The organism is Pseudomonas abietaniphila, assembly GCF_900100795.1.
GTDB lineage: Bacteria > Pseudomonadota > Gammaproteobacteria > Pseudomonadales > Pseudomonadaceae > Aquipseudomonas > Aquipseudomonas abietaniphila.
In genome coordinates this window covers 240,322-255,556 of sequence record NZ_FNCO01000009.1, presented here as the reverse complement: position 1 = coordinate 255,556, position 15,235 = coordinate 240,322, and the positions used below count along the sequence as shown (strand labels likewise).

Here is a 15,235-nt window from a genome sequence, read left to right as displayed (position 1 = left end):
GTGGTGCGGCGCAAACAAATCATGGAACCGCCGCACCCCCCAACGATCTAGTGCTTGCAGCCCCTTCAGGAGATCGCCATGTTCCAGTTCTTCGAACAACTCAGCACACGGATCGCGGCGCCCTTCGCCGGCGAAAGCAAGCGCAACAGCAAGGTCTGGCAATGCCATTGCGGACAGTCGGTGTTCTTCCGCAACAGCCAGTGCCTGGCGTGTTCAGCCGCGTTGGGGTATCTGCCTGAACAAAGCAAAATTGCTGCCCTTGAACCGGGGCCCGACCTCCATACCTGGCGTCTGAGCGACGAGCCGCAGGCCGGTCTCTATCGTCGCTGCGCCAACCTCGACACATCGGCTGCCTGCAACTGGCTGTTTCCGGCGCACAACTCCGGGGAGTTTTGCACTGCGTGCAGCCTGAACAGGACCATCCCCGATCTGTCCGTCCCGGAAAACGCCGAGCGTTGGCGCAAGATCGAGATCGCCAAACGCCGGCTCGTCGCACAGCTCATCACGCTGGGCCTGCCCGTCATCCCGAAAAGCATCGATGAAGAGCGCGGCCTCGCCTTCGAGTTTCTCGGCGTCGACCTGGAAGGCAACCTGCCCACCACCGGCCACGCCAATGGCCTGATCACCCTCAACGTTGATGAAGCCGACGACGCGATTCGCGAGAAAGTGCGCGTGCAGATGCACGAACCCTACCGCACGCTGCTCGGGCATTTCCGTCATGAGGTGGGGCATTACTACTGGGACAGGCTGATCGCGAACACCTACTGGCAGGACGGTTTTCGCCATCTGTTCGGAGACGACCGCGCAAGTTACGCCGACGCGCTCGATCACCATTACCAGCACGGCGCGCCAGCGGACTGGCAGCAACGTTATGTCAGCGCCTACGCCACGATGCATCCCTGGGAAGACTGGGCCGAAACCTGGGCGCATTACCTGCACATGATGGATGCCGTCGACACGGCGCTGAGTCTGGGCATGAGCGCACGCGACATGGACCTCGACTATCAGCCCTTCGAGCTGGAAACCCTCTACGATCCGCAGCATCCGGGAGGGCCTTCGTTCCTCGCCTTCGTCAATGCCTGGATCGAGCTGGCGGGCATGCTCAACGAACTGTCTCGTGCGATGGGCCAGCCGGATTTCTACCCGTTCGTGCTGCCGCCAGCGGTGATCACCAAGCTGCACTTCATTCATCTGGTGATACAAGGTGCGGGCGGCAAGGCAGATGAAGTGCTGCAGGTTCAGTGACCCACTCATCTGGAGGGTGAGGGCCCGGGCGCTGCAACATGTTGCAACTTTGTTGGAGGGGCTCGGCCATTGCCGTCGGTCTGCGAGTGCCTGCAGGCCGTTGAATCTAGTGCTACTTTGCCTAGCAATATCGTTTTGATACTACTGGCGTAGAGCAGTTGCACAGGGATTTCGCATATGGCCAATAGCGCTCCAATACCGTTGAACGAGGCCTCACGGCTGTCCCGCATCACCCACATGGGGCTTCTCGATTCAGCCGCTGACGAGGTGCTGGATCACATCGTCGACATGGTTGCTCACTACTTCGACGTACCCATCGCGCTGGTGTCCATTGTCAGTGAGCACCGACAGTGGTTCCGCGCGGGCACCGGCCTGGACGAGCGTGAAACACCGCGTGAAATTTCTTTTTGTGCCTACTCCATTCTCAGTCACGACGTGTTTCAGGTCCCCGACGCACTGCTCGATACCCGCTTCAATGACAACCCGCTGGTCACGGGCGAGCCGCACATTCGTTTCTATGCCGGTGTGCCGCTGGTCACCGCCGACGGATTGGCGCTGGGCACGCTCTGCATCATCGACAACCAACCCCGACCGCCACTGGCGCCGCGCGACCTCACCATGCTGGAAATGTATGGCCAGCTGGTAATGAAGCGGCTCAACAACATGCGCAAGGCCAGCTATGTCGATCAGCCAACCGGGTTGTTCAATCGCCTGCGCCTGGAAGAAGACATCTTGGCCCTGGCTGAGCGCGACGATCATGCGTTGGTCGCCCTGGACATGGTCAACCCGGTGTTCCTCGACAGCATCATCAAAGCGCTGGGTTACAACTTCGCCCAGGAATTGGTGCGGTGCATGATCGATAGCTGCCGCGAGCAACTGCCGGCCGACACGGCGTTGTACAAGGTCAGCCCGACACGCATCGCGCTGCTGACCCGACACGACGGGCCTGAGCAGGCAGAGCACCTGTTTCGCCGGTTGATCAAGCATTTTCAGCGCCCGTTGATCTGCCGCAACATCCCGATCCAGATGGATGTCGGCATCGGTGTGCTGCCGTTGGGATTGGGCCGGTGTGATGAAAAAGACTGGATTCGTCTGGTGGTCAGCGCCGCCGACGAAGCCCGCGGCAAGGCGACGGGCTGGCGCTGGTACGAACCGCATCTGGATTTCGCGCAGCAACGCGCCTTCCTGCTGCTGGCGTCACTGGCCGACGCCGTTCGCAGCCCGGATCAGCTGTCGCTGGTGTTTCAGCCGCGGCTCGAAGTCTCGACCGGGCGTATTGTCACCGTCGAGGCGCTGCTGCGTTGGCAGCATCCGGTCCTGGGGCCGATCAGCCCGGCCGAGTTCATTCCTCTGGCGGAGAAGACCGCACTGATTCGCTCGCTGAGTCTGTGGGTGCTGCGCAACGCCGTCGAGCAGGCGAGGAGCTGGCAGCGCCAGGGTTATGCATTCAAGGTCGCCATGAACGTGTCTGCCATCGACCTCGCGAACTCGCAGTTCAGCGACGCGCTGTTTGAGCAATTGGCGATCAGTGGCCTCGACCCAGGCCGCTTCGAGCTCGAATTCACCGAGAGCGCGCTCTGTGATAACCCTGATGTCACCCGGCAGCAACTCGAACGCCTGCGCGCGTTGAACATCGACATTGCCATCGACGACTTCGGCACCGGTTACAGCAACTGGACTTACCTGCGCCAGTTGCCGGCCACCACCGTCAAGCTCGACAAGTCGCTGGTGGAGAACGTGGACGCTAACGAAAAGGATCGGCGGTTGGTAGAAGCCATCGTCGACCTGGCACGGCGTCTGGGTTATCGCGTCGTCGCGGAAGGGGCGGAGACAGAAGACGTCTACGAGATTCTTTGCCAACTCGGCTGCCATGAAGTGCAGGGCTACCTCATCGCCCGGCCCATGACCGTCAGCGCGCTGGAACACTGGATGAATGGCGAGCGCAGCAACAAGGTCAAGCAACTGCGCGCGCTGGGGCGCTGATGGCCTGACCTCCGCATGCTAAGGCAGTTTGAGCAGCATCCGGCGCTCGAACCCCACCAACGCCCGGTCGGCGTCGCCGTAGTCCTGCCAGCCAAGGCTTCGGTACAGCGCATGAGCGGTCGTGTTTCCCAGATCGACCGCCAGCATCAGTTGCCGGGTCTCAGGCCACAGTTCGCGGACCAAGTCCGGTAACTGCTCAAGGCAGTTTTTCCCCAGCCCACGGCCCTGGTATCGCCGATCAATCATCACGCCGTGCAAGGTGACCGTCTGACCGTTCGCCCAACGCGGTAGCAACGACCGGCGCTTGAGCAGGAAAAAGCCACGGGCAACGTCATCCACCAGCACGGCGTAGCCCTGAATGTCAGACGCCGGTCGCGCTGTCAGCCCATGCACGGCGCCATAAGCATCCCCGACCAGGGTTTTCTGCTCACCCAGCAACTCGATCTCCAGCACCTGCTGACGCTGCAACGCCGAGAGCGTTTCGTATTTCTTCAAAATGCTTTTCATGAACGCCACCATGCCGCGTCCACAGCCACCCGTGCAAGTGGTTGAGCCCTATCAAATTTTTTATCTGAAACCAGAGGTTGTAACTTCGCGCCAGACCGGTACAATGGCGCGGCTCGCCGACTGGCGAGCGTCGTTATGGTGACCCCATCGGTCCCCCCGCAACGATTACCCGTGAACCTGGTCAGAGCCGGAAGGCAGCAGCCACAGCGGGAACATTGTGTGCCGGGGTGTGGCTGGTGGGGTTGCCTCCATAACGAATCCTCTTCGGAGTTTTCGCTCCCGCTTCAAACACCACGCATTTAAAGCTGAACGACAGTACGTCAAGTTCATTGTGTTCGAATTTCCCTTCCTGGATCAGTCGCTCAACACGAAGGTTTCCCGAGCCCCGCATCCCGACTCCGGAGCACCTCCCCCCGCACAGTCATAGCTCGAAGTGGTGCCATCACCTCTCGTTCGCCCATGCCTCCGATGAGCGCGCCGCTCGCTCACTGGCAAACTGTTTCCCTTGTGCCGTGCGCTCTGCTACCACGCATCCATCTCTGACAGAAACGGATGCATAGCCCTGATCCCTGAGGTAGAGCAGTGCGGTGAAATCCAGCGGGTTGACTCTGGACGTCGCCCCATCCGTGAGCGTTTGAAGAAGTCGAATGGCCAACGATTCAAGCCGCATGAAGCACGCCTCGGGTGGTGTGTGTGGGATAGTGGCTATTCGTCACCAGAGGGCAATGTGTAGTTCCATTTATTTCATTGGGTCATTCGTTTGAATAGGCCGGTGCGAGTCCGCTGTTTCAATCGAATGAGGGCGTTGTTCAACGCGAAATTGGGCGATTTTTTGAAGCGTTGCGCAGTCATGCGCGCGCCAGACGAATCTCAACCACCAGACCGACTCCCTTCATCCCGGCGCCCAGGCGAACGATTGCGCCATTGCGTTCGGCGATCGCTTTGACGATCGACAGCCCAAGACCGGATCCGACTTCGAGGTTGCCGAGGGTGCGATAGAAGGGGTCAAACACGCGCTCGCGCTCTTCGACGTTGATGCCGGGGCCGCTGTCGTTAATCGACAGGATGGCGTGACCCGTTTCGACGCTGAGCGACAGGTCGACGCGTCCGCCCGGCGGGGTGTAGCGGATGGCGTTGTCCACGAGGTTCTTGATCAGGATGGTCAAGTCGGTTTCATCGATCAGCACCCAGGCGTCCTGTTCGCCCTCGACGCCGATGTCGATGTTTTTGGCCTCCGCCAACGGCAGCAGGTCTTCCAGCACGTGGCGATAGACGTTGAAGACGGAAGCGGCCGTGGCGGGCGCGGAGGGGGTGGACTGGGCTTTGGCAAGGCCCAGCAGTTGGTGGACAAGGTTGCGGCCGCGTTCGATGCCGCGACGAAGCGGCTGGAAGCGTTCCAGAGCCGCTGGCGACATCTCGACGACGGCCAGGCGTTCGGCTTGCAGCGACAGCGCGGTCAGGGGCGAGCGAAGCTCATGGGCAGCGTCGGCGACGAAACGACGCTGGGTTTCCATGGACTGGGCCACTCGGTCGAGCAGGCGATTGATGGCGATCACGAAGGGTCGGATCTCTGTCGGAAGGTGCTGTTCGTCGATGGGATGCAGGTCCTGCTCGGCGCGCTGGTCGATCTCTGTGGACAGCGTTGCGATAGGCCGAAACAGCTTGCGTACCAGATCACCGACCACCAGCAGCAGGACCGGAAGCAGAATCAGAAACGGGAGCAGGCTGCGCAAGGCGCTTTCTTTGGCGTCCTTGTCACGGGCGCCACTTTCCTGAGCGACGGCAATCCGTTCGCCTCGCGAAGTGGTTTTGACCAGCACCCGGAAGGGTTCACCACCCACCTCCAGCGTGTGGATACCGTCCTTCAGGTCTGTAGGCAACGGCAACGGCAGGGTGTTGTCTGTGTTCTTCTCTGCGTGGGCGCCATCGGCCATATACTGCACAACGACCCGCTTTTCCTCATCGTCGCCTTCAATGTGATGCCCGTCAGCAGGGTAGGTCAGGGTCATGTGTTGACGGTCGATCAGGACGGCCACCCGACGCAACGTATCGTCCTGCATTTCGTTGGCTTCGTCGTAGGCCGAGATGAACGCGAACACGCCAGCCGCCAACGCGACGATCAGGATGGCCAGCGACAAGGCAAACGAAAGCCTGAGCTGCACCGACTCGCTCAAGCGTTTTTTGAAACCATCCATCCCACACCCCTTACATTCTTGATGATCTTCGCGCCCAGCTTGCGCCGCAGCCCGTGGATCAAAAACTCGACCGCGTTGCTTTCCACCTCGTTGCCCCACCCGTAGATCCGGTCTTCCAGATCGCTGCGTGACAGAATCGCGCCGGGGCGGATCAGCAGCGCCTGCAGTAACGCGAACTCGCGGTTTGAGAGTTGAACACCCTGCGTGTCTTGAGTGCAGGCTTCGCGTGTGGCGGGGTCCAGCGACACCAGGCCGTTACTCAGCATCGGCTGAGCAGAACCGCCTTTACGCCGCAACACCGCGCGCATGCGTGCGAGCAATTCGGCCATGTCGAAGGGCTTGAGCAGGTAGTCGTCGGCGCCCCCGTCAAGCCCGCGCAGTCGATCGTCGAGCCCGTCGCGCGCGGTGATGATGAGCAGCGGCACCGGGTTGTTGCGGGCACGAATGCTGTTGAGCACGCTGAGCCCGTCTTTGCCCGGCAAGCCGAGATCGAGCAACACCAGATCATAATGTTGAGTGTCGAGGGTGGCGAGGGCGGTCAGGCCGTCCTTGACCCAATCAGTCGCGTAACTTGCGTCCTTGAGTGCGCCGTGGATTGCGTCTCCGATCATGGGATCATCTTCGACCAGCAAAATCCGCATGTTTCCCTCCTTATGCGGTCGCAGTGGTTGCATTGAAGCATGGCAAAAGGGTTCGCGCAGCGCATTGATGCCGCGCGAACCCCTGAGATCACTGTTTACCCTGCAACGTATCAAAGGTTTTCAGCAGGTCGTCCATGGCGGTTTTACATTCGGCCTGGTTTGGCGTGCTGGCACGCAGGGCCGCGAGTGCACGGTCGATGGCCTTGTCCAGCAGATGCCAGTCGCTCGCTGCTCGCGGTTTGATCCCGGCCTCGGCTTCATCCCAGGAGAGTTCCAGATCCTTGATGCGTTTTTTCGCCGCTGGCAGGTCGTTTTTGTCGACAATCCCGGCAACGTCCACAGCGATATTGCGGAAGCCCGACAGATCTCCCAGTTTTGTACCCGATGTGGGAGTGCCTTGCTGGACGGCTGCTTCGGCGGCAGCTGTCTTGGGTTTTTCCGCCGGTTTGGAGCAAGCGGTCGCCAGGCTCAGGAGGGCAATGGCGGAAATGATGGCGGCCGAACGAATGACGGATTTTACGGAATGCATAGGGATACCTTGAAGGATGTTTGAAAGGGGAATCAGTGTGTGGCGGATGGGCGTTGACCGGCACTGAACTGGGCGACGCCCACCAGAATAAGGATCACGCACAGAAAGATGGCGCTGGTCCAGGTGGCGCCCATGCCCATGCCGCCGTATTGCTTCGACTGGGTCAGCAAGTCGCCCAGAGATGCGCCGAATGGGCGGGTGAGGATGTAGCCGATCCAGAACGTCAGCACGGCGTTGACGCCTTTGCGCCAAGCGGCGAATGAAATCGCGATCAGTGCGCCAAATATCAATACGCCCAGCGTGAAGCCCAGCCCGAGTGCTTCCGTCGCAAGATCACCTGCGGCGGTACCCAGCGCGAAGGTGCAGAGCACGGTCGCCCAATAGAACAATTCGCGTCGTGGCGTCACGATTTCGTGGATCGACAGGTTGCGCTCCACCGCGTACCAGACTGCGAAGTTGATCGCCAGCAGGACCGAGAACACCGCCGTGCTGGTGTACAGGCTGATGTCGAGGATGTCGGTCATGATGTCGGTGATCTGGGTGCCGACAATGCTCACCAGCACCACTGTCAACCAGTAGATCCAGGGCGTGTAGGCCCGTGTGCGCAGTTGAGTAAACAACGCAATCATCAGAAGGACGGCCATGCCGATGCTGGTGATGCCGGCCCCGAGGTCTGCATCGACTGCAAGAAAGTCGGCGACCGTCTCTCCCACAGTGGTGGACATGATCTTGATTACCCAGAAGGACAGCGTCACCTCGGGCACCTTGTTGAGCCAGTCGGCCCTCGTCATTGAATACATCGGTTAGCTTCTCCTCTAGCGCAGAGCAATTGACAGGGAGGAGAGGTTACGGCGCGAAACTTAGCGCTGACTGAGGAAGGCGATTAAAACGTGCAGGCCTTTATGGTGTGCCTGCGGGTAAGGGGCAGGGGCTTGCAGGGTCTGTGTAAAAGGCTCATCATGCCGCCCAATATAGGTAGGGGGGGTATGGTATGGCGCATTTGCACGCCGAGAAAGACGATCTGCTCAAGCGTGTCAGGCGCATTGCGGGGCAGGTGCAGGCGATCGAGCGGGGTCTGGAGTCGGATACCGATTGCGCCAAGACCCTGCATCTCGTGGCCGCCACCCGCGGTGCGATCAATGGTCTGCTTGACCAGATCATCGAAGCCCATGCTCGCGAGCATGTGGCTCATCCAGATTTGAGTGATGAGGATCGAGCCCAAGGGCTTGAAGATTTGCTCGAAGCGATTCGTCGGTATTCAAAATAAGTCGCAGGCGACACATGGAGGCCGCATGGTCCTTTCGCAGAAGCACACACACGAACATGTTTTCCTCAGTCAGTCTCACGACGAAAATGCTCGCCGCACGTTATGGGTGGTGGTGCTGACCTTCGTGATGATGGTCGGGGAGATTGCCGCCGGTTACGTCACAGGCTCCATGGCGCTGCTGGCCGACGGCTTTCATATGGCAACCCATGCCGGTGCATTGGGCATCGCGGCGGCGGCCTATTCGTTTGCGCGGCGCAACGCCAATAACGGTCGCTTCAGTTTCGGCACCGGCAAGGTAGGCGATCTGGCGGGGTTCGCGTCGGCGCTCATTCTGATGATGGTCGCGCTGGGCATCGGCATCGAGTCGCTGATGCGCCTGTTCGAACCGACGCAGGTGGCGTTCGGCGAGGCCACCTTGATTGCGGTGGTCGGTCTGTTGGTCAACATCGTCAGCGCCTTCATGCTGTCCGGCGGCCATGGCCACCACGGGCATCACCACCATGGGCATCACTCGCACGATGATCACGATCACCATAGCCACGATCACCATGCCCACGAAAAGCACCATGGCCACGGCGGGGACAACAACCTGCGCTCCGCCTATGTGCACGTCCTGGCCGATGCATTGACGTCGGTATTGGCGATCGGTGCATTGCTGGCAGGACGTTACCTGGGCTGGGTCTGGCTCGATCCGTTGATGGGCGTGGTCGGCGCGGTGGTCATCGCCAAGTGGTCTGCCGGCCTGATCAAGCAGAGCGCCAACGTGTTGCTGGACGTCACCGATGAGCACGTCGCAGAAGAAATTCGTGAAGTGCTCGAAGCCGATGGCAACGTGCAGATCACCGATCTGCATGTGTGGAAGGTCGGTCCGGATGCCCGTGCGGCGATTGTCAGCGTGCTGGCGAAGGTCGAGGTGACGGCAGAGGCGATTCGGGAGCGGCTCGGTGTCGTGCACGAGGTGTCGCACCTGACCATCGAGTATCGAACGGCCTGAAGGGCGGCTTCATGCTGAATCGTATCCAGCGCTTTTCGGGGCGCTGGAACGATGCCGAATCCGCCAATAATGCGTGTCAAATCAAAGAAATCTGCCCCGTTTTTAGGGCAATACGATAGTCTTCGCACCATTGTCGATACAGACACCTGGATTGGAAGGCTATAGATGGCGCCTGATGACTATCTCGTAATGACCAGCAAGGAGTGGGCGGGGCTGCGCGCCAGTACGCCACTGACCTTGTCCGAAGAAGATCTGGCGGCGTTACGAGGCGTAAACGAAGATATTTCCCTGGAAGATGTGGTCAACATCTACCTTCCGCTGTCGCGCCTGATCAATCTGCACGTCAGCGCCGCGCGCAATCTGGCGAGCATCAAGGACACTTTCCTCGGGCGTCCGGCGAAAAAACAGACCTATGTCGTGGCGGTTGCGGGCAGTGTCGCGGTCGGCAAAAGCACGTTTGCCCGTGTCCTGCAGGCGCTGATGGCGCGCTGGCCGGATCATCCTCGGGTCGATCTGGTGACCACCGACGGTTTCCTGCACCCGAACGCCCGGCTGGATGCGGACGGCATCATGCACCGCAAGGGTTTTCCGGAGAGCTACGATCGCAAGCGCATGGTCAAGTTTCTCTCGGACCTCAAGGCGGGCATTCCCGTGATCAGCGCGCCGGTCTATTCGCACATCAGCTACGACATCGTCCCGGATAAATTCATCGAGATCAGCCAGCCGGACATCCTGATCTTTGAAGGTCTGAATGTGCTGCAGACCGAGGGCAATGACGGCCAGAAGCCTGGCAGCATCGTGTCGGATTTCTTCGACTTCTCGATCTACCTGGACGCGGCCGAAGGGGATATCGAGCGTTGGTACGTCGAGCGCTTTCTCATGCTGCAACGCACTGCATTTCGTGCCCGGGGCGCTTATTTCCGTGAACTGGCCGACTTGCCGCCCGAGAAATCCCCGGACGCCGCGCGCAAGATCTGGCGCGACATCAACCGTCCCAACCTGCTGGAAAACATTCTGCCAACTCGCGAGCGGGCAAGCCTGGTGGTGCGCAAGGCAGCGGATCATTCGGTGAAAGAGCTGTGGCTGCGCTGACGATCGGCTCTGCCGTGCGCCTTTCAGCATTGCTCGCCCTGTGCTTCAGCGCTGCCGCGATGGCAGACGGCAACAAACTGCTGCTCGAATGCCAGGACGGTATCAACAGCATGAGCGGCGGGGTGGCCAAGAACCCGGTGGGGATTGGCCATTGCGTCGGCGTTTTGCAAGCGACCATGGACACCCTCGACATTTTTCACGAAGCCGGCGGCGTGCCCAAGCTGGTGTGTGTGCCGGAAGGCGGGATTCCGATGGTGCAGTCCATGCGCGTGGTGGTTCAGTCTCTTGAAGCACATCCCCAGAGTCTGCACCTGAACGAATCGGTGCTGGTCGTCTCCGCGCTGAAAAACGCCTTTCCCTGCCGCTGAACACCTCCCAGTATTGATGGCCGCTCGTCGTAGCCGGTGATCAGTGCTGGTTTTTTTTGTTTCGAGGTCTATCCTTACCGGTCAGTACAGTTAAATTGAGAGGCAACCATGCCGACCACCCGAGACGCCAGCGTCAATCATCAACGCTTGATCGATGCGGCCTCCGCGCTGTTTTTTCGTGACGGGATCAATGCGACGGGAATTGCCGCCGTGGCGGAATTTGCGGGCGTGTCGAAGATGACGCTGTACGCCCACTTCGCGTCGAAGGACGAGTTGATCGTGGCGTTTCTGGACAAGCGCAATGAGCGCTGGGAGGCGGCGGTGGAGCAGACGTTGGCGGCCAGCGAGGCGCCAGCGGAGAAGCTTCTGGGGCTGTTCGACCTGCACCGGCAGTGGCTGCGCGAAGGCGGATTGCGTGGCTGCCCTTACGTGAATTCCGCTGCCGAGTTCCCAGACCGCAGTCACCCGGTTCGCCTGGCGGTGGATCGGCATAAACAAGGGGTGAAGCAACACCTGCTGGACCTCGCCGAAAGGGCGGGGCTGACCGACCCGCAGACGTTGGTAAGACGATTGTTCCTGTTACTGGAAGGGGCGTTTCTCACAGGCGCTCTGGAAAACGACGACAGCGTATTTCTGGTGGCGCGAGCGCTGGCCGCAGAGCTGATTGACGCGGCGCAACCGGCGTAATCCTGTTCTCTCCTTCACATTCAAGAAAGGAAGCTGACCATGCGTATCAATGCACTGATTGTCTTGCTGCTCACCGGGCTGGTGGCGGCGACGTTTGGTTTCGGTATCTACCTGTTCGCGCAACTGGTGCCCGACATGCGCGCCAGCCTCGGTTTTGACATTGCCTACGTTGGCACCATTACCGCGTCCGGGCAGTTCGGTTTCCTGCTGTGTGCGTTGTTGGCGGCGTGGATCACCCCACGGGTGGGCGGGGGTTGGGTGATTTTCGGTTCCGGGGTGGTGTGCGCCGTAGCGCTGCTGCTGATCCCCCTGACCCACAATATCCTGCTGATCGGCGCCTTACTGACGGTGTTGGCGGGCACGGCAGCGACCGTTTTCGTGCCCATGGTCGACGTGATCTCCCGCACGGTTGCCTATAAATCACGCGGCATGGCGATGGGCCTTGTGTCCAGCGGCACCAGCTATGGCGTGTTCATCAACAGTCTGTTGGTGCCGCTGTATGCACCGCAGGGCGAGTGGCGCATGGTGTGGTGGATCGTCGGGCTGATCACCGTGGCGCTGGCGGTTGGCGTGATGGTGGTGTTCAAGCGGGCGCGGTTGTTCGTCCATGAAAAGGTTTCGGCACCCGAGGCTGAACAGACCGCACAGGCGGGCAAAGCCGCGCTGAAGCAGCCATGGGTGCTGACGGTGTGGACGATGAATTTCCTCCTCGGTTTCTCGACCTTTCCTTTTCAGAATTACCTGTCGTCCTACCTGCGCAGCGAATTGAATTTCGACGTGACCTACACCGCGCACATCTGGGCGAGTGTCGGTTTCGTTGGCATGTTTGCCGGGCTTGCCGTCGGTGGGCTGTCGGATCGCATCGGCCTGCGCGCGGCGATGGTGCTGGTCTACGCCTGTGTGGGCGCGGCGGCGTTGATCTTCGTCGTTCATCCTGTCGGTTACTGGCCGTTGGCAGCGGGCGTTCTGTTCGCGGTGGCGTTTTACCCGATCTTCGGCTTGATCCCGGCGTATGTGTCGAAGATGGCGGGCAGTGCGACGCTGGCCGTGACGATTTTTGGCGTGGCCAACATCCTGCAAGGCGTCGGCGGCATGATCGGAAACTTCTGCGGCGGGTTGCTGGCCAGTTTCAACGGCTCGTTCGTGGGTGTTTACGTGGCCATCGGCATGGTTGCCGTGGTGTTGGCGATGTTGACGCTGCGTTTGCCGAAGGAGGCTCGCGGTCTGGAGCAGGATAACGCGCTGGCCTGCGTGAATGGCTGATTGCCCAAGGCCGGGCGCGGTGCGAGCCGCCCGGATGGGGTGTCATCCCGCCGCACCATTCAGGCGGCGTCATTGTTGATCGCCGGGCCTGAAGTTCCGGCCCGGCTGATCCTTGCATCGACGACGCAGCCCATGGTTTACAGCGTGACACTCCCCGCGATGCAGGTCTGCACCTCACCGCCGACCCAGATCTGATCCCCGACCTGTTCGATGGAAACGCGTCCGCGGTGGCCCAGGACGGTGCCTTGGCGCGTGGTGTACTGGCGCGGCGCGAGACCGGCCGGGATCAGCCATTGCGCCAGGCTGGCGTTGAGGCTGCCGGTCACCGGATCTTCGGCGTTGAGGTCGCCGGTCAGCGCCCGCACCTCGAAGTCGGCCTCGGCGTCCGGCCCGGTCCAGGGGGCGACGATGCCTACATTCAGGCCTTTGAGTGCCGCGTAATCGGGACGGATCGCCAGGACCTCTTCACGGCTCGCCAGCATCACCGCGACCCAGCCCGGCCCGTTATCCGCCCACTGACTGCCGATGATCTGTTCGCGGCGCACGCCAAGCCCGGCTACCAGACTGGTCAACACTTCGTCTTCCACCGGGCCGCTGCGCAAAAGCGGTGGGGCGCAGAACGCCAGACGTGAACCGTCCCGACGAATGCGCACCAGCCCTGCGCCGCACTCCTGAACCACTTCCTGGGCTTTGGCCGCGCCGCCGTCATCCAGCCAGACGAAACAGCTGCCCAGCGTCGGATGACCGGCAAACGGCAGTTCACGCGTGGTGGTGAAGATGCGCACACGGTAGTCCGCTTCCGGGTGAGTAGGGCGCAACAGGAAAGTCGTTTCACTGAGGTTGGTCCAACGGGCGAACGCGGCCATTTGCGCGTCGGTCAGGTCATCGGCGGCACTGACCACGGCCAGCGGATTGCCTTGGGTGGCGGCGCTGGAAAACACGTCGACCTGCTGGAATTTGAGGGTGTGTGCCATGACGTTATCTCCTTGGACGGTGGCGGGATCGGCCACTCTAGGGAGGCGGTAGGAGGCTGTACAGAGACAGATGACCGTGATTTTTTTAGCCGTCTGAATGGTTCAGGCGGCTGTCATCCACGGTTACGCCTCACCGCCCGCCAGCACGAAGCCTGTCGGCATTTGTTGCGCGTATTCGCTCACCACCTCGCGTGTCAGGCCGACGATGTCCTCCACCAACTCCATGCCCGCGCCGGTTCGCCAACTGGCGACAATGTCCATGACCGGCGGCAGGGGCACATTGTCGATGCGCGTTAGCACGCCTTGGGTAAGTTCGCCATGCACCAATGTGGCGGGCAGGGCGCCGATGCCGAAGCCGTCGCGCACCAATCGGGTGATCGCGGACGCTGAGTTCACGCAGTTGATGCGCGGCGTGACGATGTCGGCCGTGTGTAGCATGTTGAGGATGTCCTGATGCGGCCGTGAATGACGGGAAAAGGTCACGATGCGCGCCATGGCAATCTCTTCCAGCGTCACGTCCGCGCGGTCGAATTCAGAGCCCGTCGGCGCCACCCAATGCAGCGGGTATCGGGCGAGCACCGCGTTGCGAACGGTGTCGAAGCGTAGGATGTCGGTCTGGAAAATGATGTCCTGGTAACCCTTTTCCAGTTGCGAGCACAGGTTGCTGGCCGTCTCGGCGGTCAGTTCGATCTCAAGATTGGGGTAACACTTCATCAAGCGTGTTACCAAGGGACTGAGCCAGGTGTGTATCACCGTATCCATGGCGCCGATGCGAATCCGTCCACGCACCTGGCTCGGGTCCTTGATCGCTGCCTTCATGCTTTGCAGGGTGTCCATGATGTGCTCGGCGTACTCGAGCACCCGCAAGCCCTCGGGTGTCAGTGACACGCCTTTGGAGTCACGCACGAACAGCCGCACGCCCATTTCGTCTTCCAGCGCCGCGATCCGGCTGGAAATAGAGGCCTGCGTGCTGAACAGTTTTTCCGCCGTGAGCCGGAAGCTTTTCAGCCGTGCGACCCAGACGAAGGTTTCCAGAAACTTGAGGTTCACCGAAAGATTTCCTTGAGCGGGGTACGACGATGCGCGCTGGACGGGATGAACCGTCTAACGCCGTCGCCCGCGTTGACATGCATGTCATGGAGAGACAGCAGGTTGCATGCCAGTCGATCAATGGAAATTCTTATCGGGGCGCGCGATTTTTCTTGTTTGACGTCGCTTTCACGTTCTGCCGCCCCGACCCAACCGCTTATTTGACGAGGTAAAGCGCTGGCCTCAGGGGCTGCGACTGAGGCCCTGTCGCTGGCTGATTTCGGGCCAAGGCTTGCAGCTGGATGTTCAGTTTCTCGGTGGCGATGAGGAGTTTTCTCAGGGCATCAAGGAGGATTTTTTGACCTTCAATGTCCAGGTCGCACCGTTTCTCGGCGATCTCCTGCAGCAGCGTTGTCAGGTTCATGCTCAATTCGTTGATAGGTTCCATGGCTAATCCTGGC

16 protein-coding genes and 1 other RNA gene are annotated in these 15,235 nt (G+C 60.6%); 9 read left to right on the top strand and 8 right to left on the bottom strand.

Features of this window, described 5'->3' with window-relative positions; genetic code table 11:
* Positions 1-78 precede the first annotated feature (78 nt).
* Positions 79-1,245: a zinc-binding metallopeptidase family protein gene (locus BLS87_RS18885; RefSeq protein WP_074754403.1), complete on the top strand. Its 1,167-nt coding sequence runs from the start codon at positions 79-81 to the stop codon at positions 1,243-1,245.
* 177 nt (positions 1,246-1,422) lie between these two features.
* The gene (locus tag BLS87_RS18880; RefSeq protein ID WP_074754401.1) at positions 1,423-3,228 is read left to right on the top strand and encodes a putative bifunctional diguanylate cyclase/phosphodiesterase; all 1,806 of its coding nucleotides are present in this window, start codon (positions 1,423-1,425) and stop codon (positions 3,226-3,228) included.
* 18 nt (positions 3,229-3,246) lie between these two features.
* Here BLS87_RS18880 and BLS87_RS18875 read toward each other — a convergent pair whose 3' ends face one another.
* Positions 3,247-3,735 carry a GNAT family N-acetyltransferase gene (locus tag BLS87_RS18875; RefSeq protein WP_074754489.1) on the bottom strand — a complete coding sequence of 163 codons (489 nt, stop codon included), beginning with the start codon at positions 3,733-3,735 and terminating at the stop codon, positions 3,247-3,249.
* Positions 3,736-3,880: 145 nt separating this feature from the next.
* Here BLS87_RS18875 and ffs point away from each other — a divergent pair.
* Positions 3,881-3,977, top strand: an RNA gene (gene ffs / locus BLS87_RS18870) — signal recognition particle sRNA small type.
* 606 nt (positions 3,978-4,583) lie between these two features.
* Here ffs and BLS87_RS18865 read toward each other — a convergent pair.
* From BLS87_RS18865 to BLS87_RS18850, 4 genes are all read right to left on the bottom strand, one after another.
* Complete coding sequence (locus BLS87_RS18865) at positions 4,584-5,930, bottom strand: sensor histidine kinase (RefSeq protein ID WP_074754399.1); 1,347 nt, start codon at positions 5,928-5,930, stop codon at positions 4,584-4,586.
* The gene (locus tag BLS87_RS18860; protein WP_074754397.1) at positions 5,906-6,571 is read right to left on the bottom strand and encodes a response regulator transcription factor; all 666 of its coding nucleotides are present in this window, start codon (positions 6,569-6,571) and stop codon (positions 5,906-5,908) included. The genes BLS87_RS18865 and BLS87_RS18860 overlap by 25 nt, the downstream gene beginning before the upstream one ends.
* An 88-nt stretch (positions 6,572-6,659) precedes the next feature.
* The gene (locus BLS87_RS18855; protein ID WP_074754395.1) at positions 6,660-7,100 is read right to left on the bottom strand and encodes a hypothetical protein; all 441 of its coding nucleotides are present in this window, start codon (positions 7,098-7,100) and stop codon (positions 6,660-6,662) included.
* A gap of 32 nt (positions 7,101-7,132) precedes the next feature.
* On the bottom strand, positions 7,133-7,900 hold the full coding sequence (locus tag BLS87_RS18850; protein WP_074754393.1) for a COG4705 family protein: 768 nt from the start codon (positions 7,898-7,900) through the stop codon (positions 7,133-7,135).
* Positions 7,901-8,091: 191 nt separating this feature from the next.
* On the opposite strand from BLS87_RS18850, the gene BLS87_RS18845 reads away from it, so the two are divergent.
* The 6 genes from BLS87_RS18845 to BLS87_RS18820 all read left to right on the top strand — a co-directional run bounded on the left by BLS87_RS18845 (position 8,092) and on the right by BLS87_RS18820 (position 12,771).
* On the top strand, positions 8,092-8,367 hold the full coding sequence (locus BLS87_RS18845) for a metal/formaldehyde-sensitive transcriptional repressor (RefSeq protein WP_074754392.1): 276 nt from the start codon (positions 8,092-8,094) through the stop codon (positions 8,365-8,367).
* A 25-nt stretch (positions 8,368-8,392) separates the two neighbouring features.
* Positions 8,393-9,361, top strand: a complete 969-nt coding sequence (gene dmeF / locus BLS87_RS18840; RefSeq protein WP_074754391.1) for a CDF family Co(II)/Ni(II) efflux transporter DmeF — start codon at positions 8,393-8,395, stop codon at positions 9,359-9,361.
* Positions 9,362-9,550: 189 nt separating this feature from the next.
* Positions 9,551-10,453 carry a type I pantothenate kinase gene (gene coaA / locus BLS87_RS18835; RefSeq protein WP_244165862.1) on the top strand — a complete coding sequence of 301 codons (903 nt, stop codon included), beginning with the start codon at positions 9,551-9,553 and terminating at the stop codon, positions 10,451-10,453.
* Positions 10,441-10,821 (top strand): Rap1a/Tai family immunity protein, encoded by a 381-nt coding sequence (locus BLS87_RS18830; protein WP_074754389.1) that lies wholly within the window; start codon positions 10,441-10,443, stop codon positions 10,819-10,821. Before coaA ends, BLS87_RS18830 begins: the two co-directional genes overlap by 13 nt.
* Before the next feature lie 108 nt (positions 10,822-10,929).
* Positions 10,930-11,508: a TetR/AcrR family transcriptional regulator gene (locus BLS87_RS18825; protein WP_074754388.1), complete on the top strand. Its 579-nt coding sequence runs from the start codon at positions 10,930-10,932 to the stop codon at positions 11,506-11,508.
* Positions 11,509-11,547: 39 nt separating this feature from the next.
* A complete protein-coding gene (locus BLS87_RS18820; protein ID WP_074754383.1) occupies positions 11,548-12,771 on the top strand; it encodes an MFS transporter in 1,224 nt (407 codons plus the stop codon).
* 137 nt (positions 12,772-12,908) lie between these two features.
* On the opposite strand, the gene BLS87_RS18815 is transcribed toward BLS87_RS18820, so the two are convergent.
* The 3 genes from BLS87_RS18815 to BLS87_RS18805 all read right to left on the bottom strand — a co-directional run bounded on the left by BLS87_RS18815 (position 12,909) and on the right by BLS87_RS18805 (position 15,222).
* Positions 12,909-13,745: a PhzF family phenazine biosynthesis protein gene (locus tag BLS87_RS18815; RefSeq protein WP_074754379.1), complete on the bottom strand. Its 837-nt coding sequence runs from the start codon at positions 13,743-13,745 to the stop codon at positions 12,909-12,911.
* 123 nt (positions 13,746-13,868) lie between these two features.
* A complete protein-coding gene (locus BLS87_RS18810; RefSeq protein WP_074754378.1) occupies positions 13,869-14,795 on the bottom strand; it encodes a LysR family transcriptional regulator in 927 nt (308 codons plus the stop codon).
* A gap of 196 nt (positions 14,796-14,991) precedes the next feature.
* Positions 14,992-15,222: a hypothetical protein gene (locus tag BLS87_RS18805; protein WP_074754375.1), complete on the bottom strand. Its 231-nt coding sequence runs from the start codon at positions 15,220-15,222 to the stop codon at positions 14,992-14,994.
* Positions 15,223-15,235: the final 13 nt, after the last annotated feature.

Excerpts from the sequence above, each read along its gene's own strand:
- BLS87_RS18885 (WP_074754403.1), top strand. The coding sequence starts at position 79 with ATGTTCCAGTTCTTCGAACAACTCAGCACACGGATCGCGGCGCCCTTC.
- BLS87_RS18880 (WP_074754401.1), top strand. The coding sequence starts at position 1,423 with ATGGCCAATAGCGCTCCAATACCGTTGAACGAGGCCTCACGGCTGTCC.
- BLS87_RS18875 (WP_074754489.1), bottom strand. The coding sequence starts at position 3,735 with ATGAAAAGCATTTTGAAGAAATACGAAACGCTCTCGGCGTTGCAGCGT.
- BLS87_RS18865 (WP_074754399.1), bottom strand. The coding sequence starts at position 5,930 with ATGGATGGTTTCAAAAAACGCTTGAGCGAGTCGGTGCAGCTCAGGCTT.
- BLS87_RS18860 (WP_074754397.1), bottom strand. The coding sequence starts at position 6,571 with ATGCGGATTTTGCTGGTCGAAGATGATCCCATGATCGGAGACGCAATC.
- BLS87_RS18855 (WP_074754395.1), bottom strand. The coding sequence starts at position 7,100 with ATGCATTCCGTAAAATCCGTCATTCGTTCGGCCGCCATCATTTCCGCC.
- BLS87_RS18850 (WP_074754393.1), bottom strand. The coding sequence starts at position 7,900 with ATGTATTCAATGACGAGGGCCGACTGGCTCAACAAGGTGCCCGAGGTG.
- BLS87_RS18845 (WP_074754392.1), top strand. The coding sequence starts at position 8,092 with ATGGCGCATTTGCACGCCGAGAAAGACGATCTGCTCAAGCGTGTCAGG.
- dmeF (WP_074754391.1), top strand. The coding sequence starts at position 8,393 with ATGGTCCTTTCGCAGAAGCACACACACGAACATGTTTTCCTCAGTCAG.
- coaA (WP_244165862.1), top strand. The coding sequence starts at position 9,551 with ATGACCAGCAAGGAGTGGGCGGGGCTGCGCGCCAGTACGCCACTGACC.
- BLS87_RS18825 (WP_074754388.1), top strand. The coding sequence starts at position 10,930 with ATGCCGACCACCCGAGACGCCAGCGTCAATCATCAACGCTTGATCGAT.
- BLS87_RS18820 (WP_074754383.1), top strand. The coding sequence starts at position 11,548 with ATGCGTATCAATGCACTGATTGTCTTGCTGCTCACCGGGCTGGTGGCG.
- BLS87_RS18815 (WP_074754379.1), bottom strand. The coding sequence starts at position 13,745 with ATGGCACACACCCTCAAATTCCAGCAGGTCGACGTGTTTTCCAGCGCC.
- BLS87_RS18805 (WP_074754375.1), bottom strand. The coding sequence starts at position 15,222 with ATGGAACCTATCAACGAATTGAGCATGAACCTGACAACGCTGCTGCAG.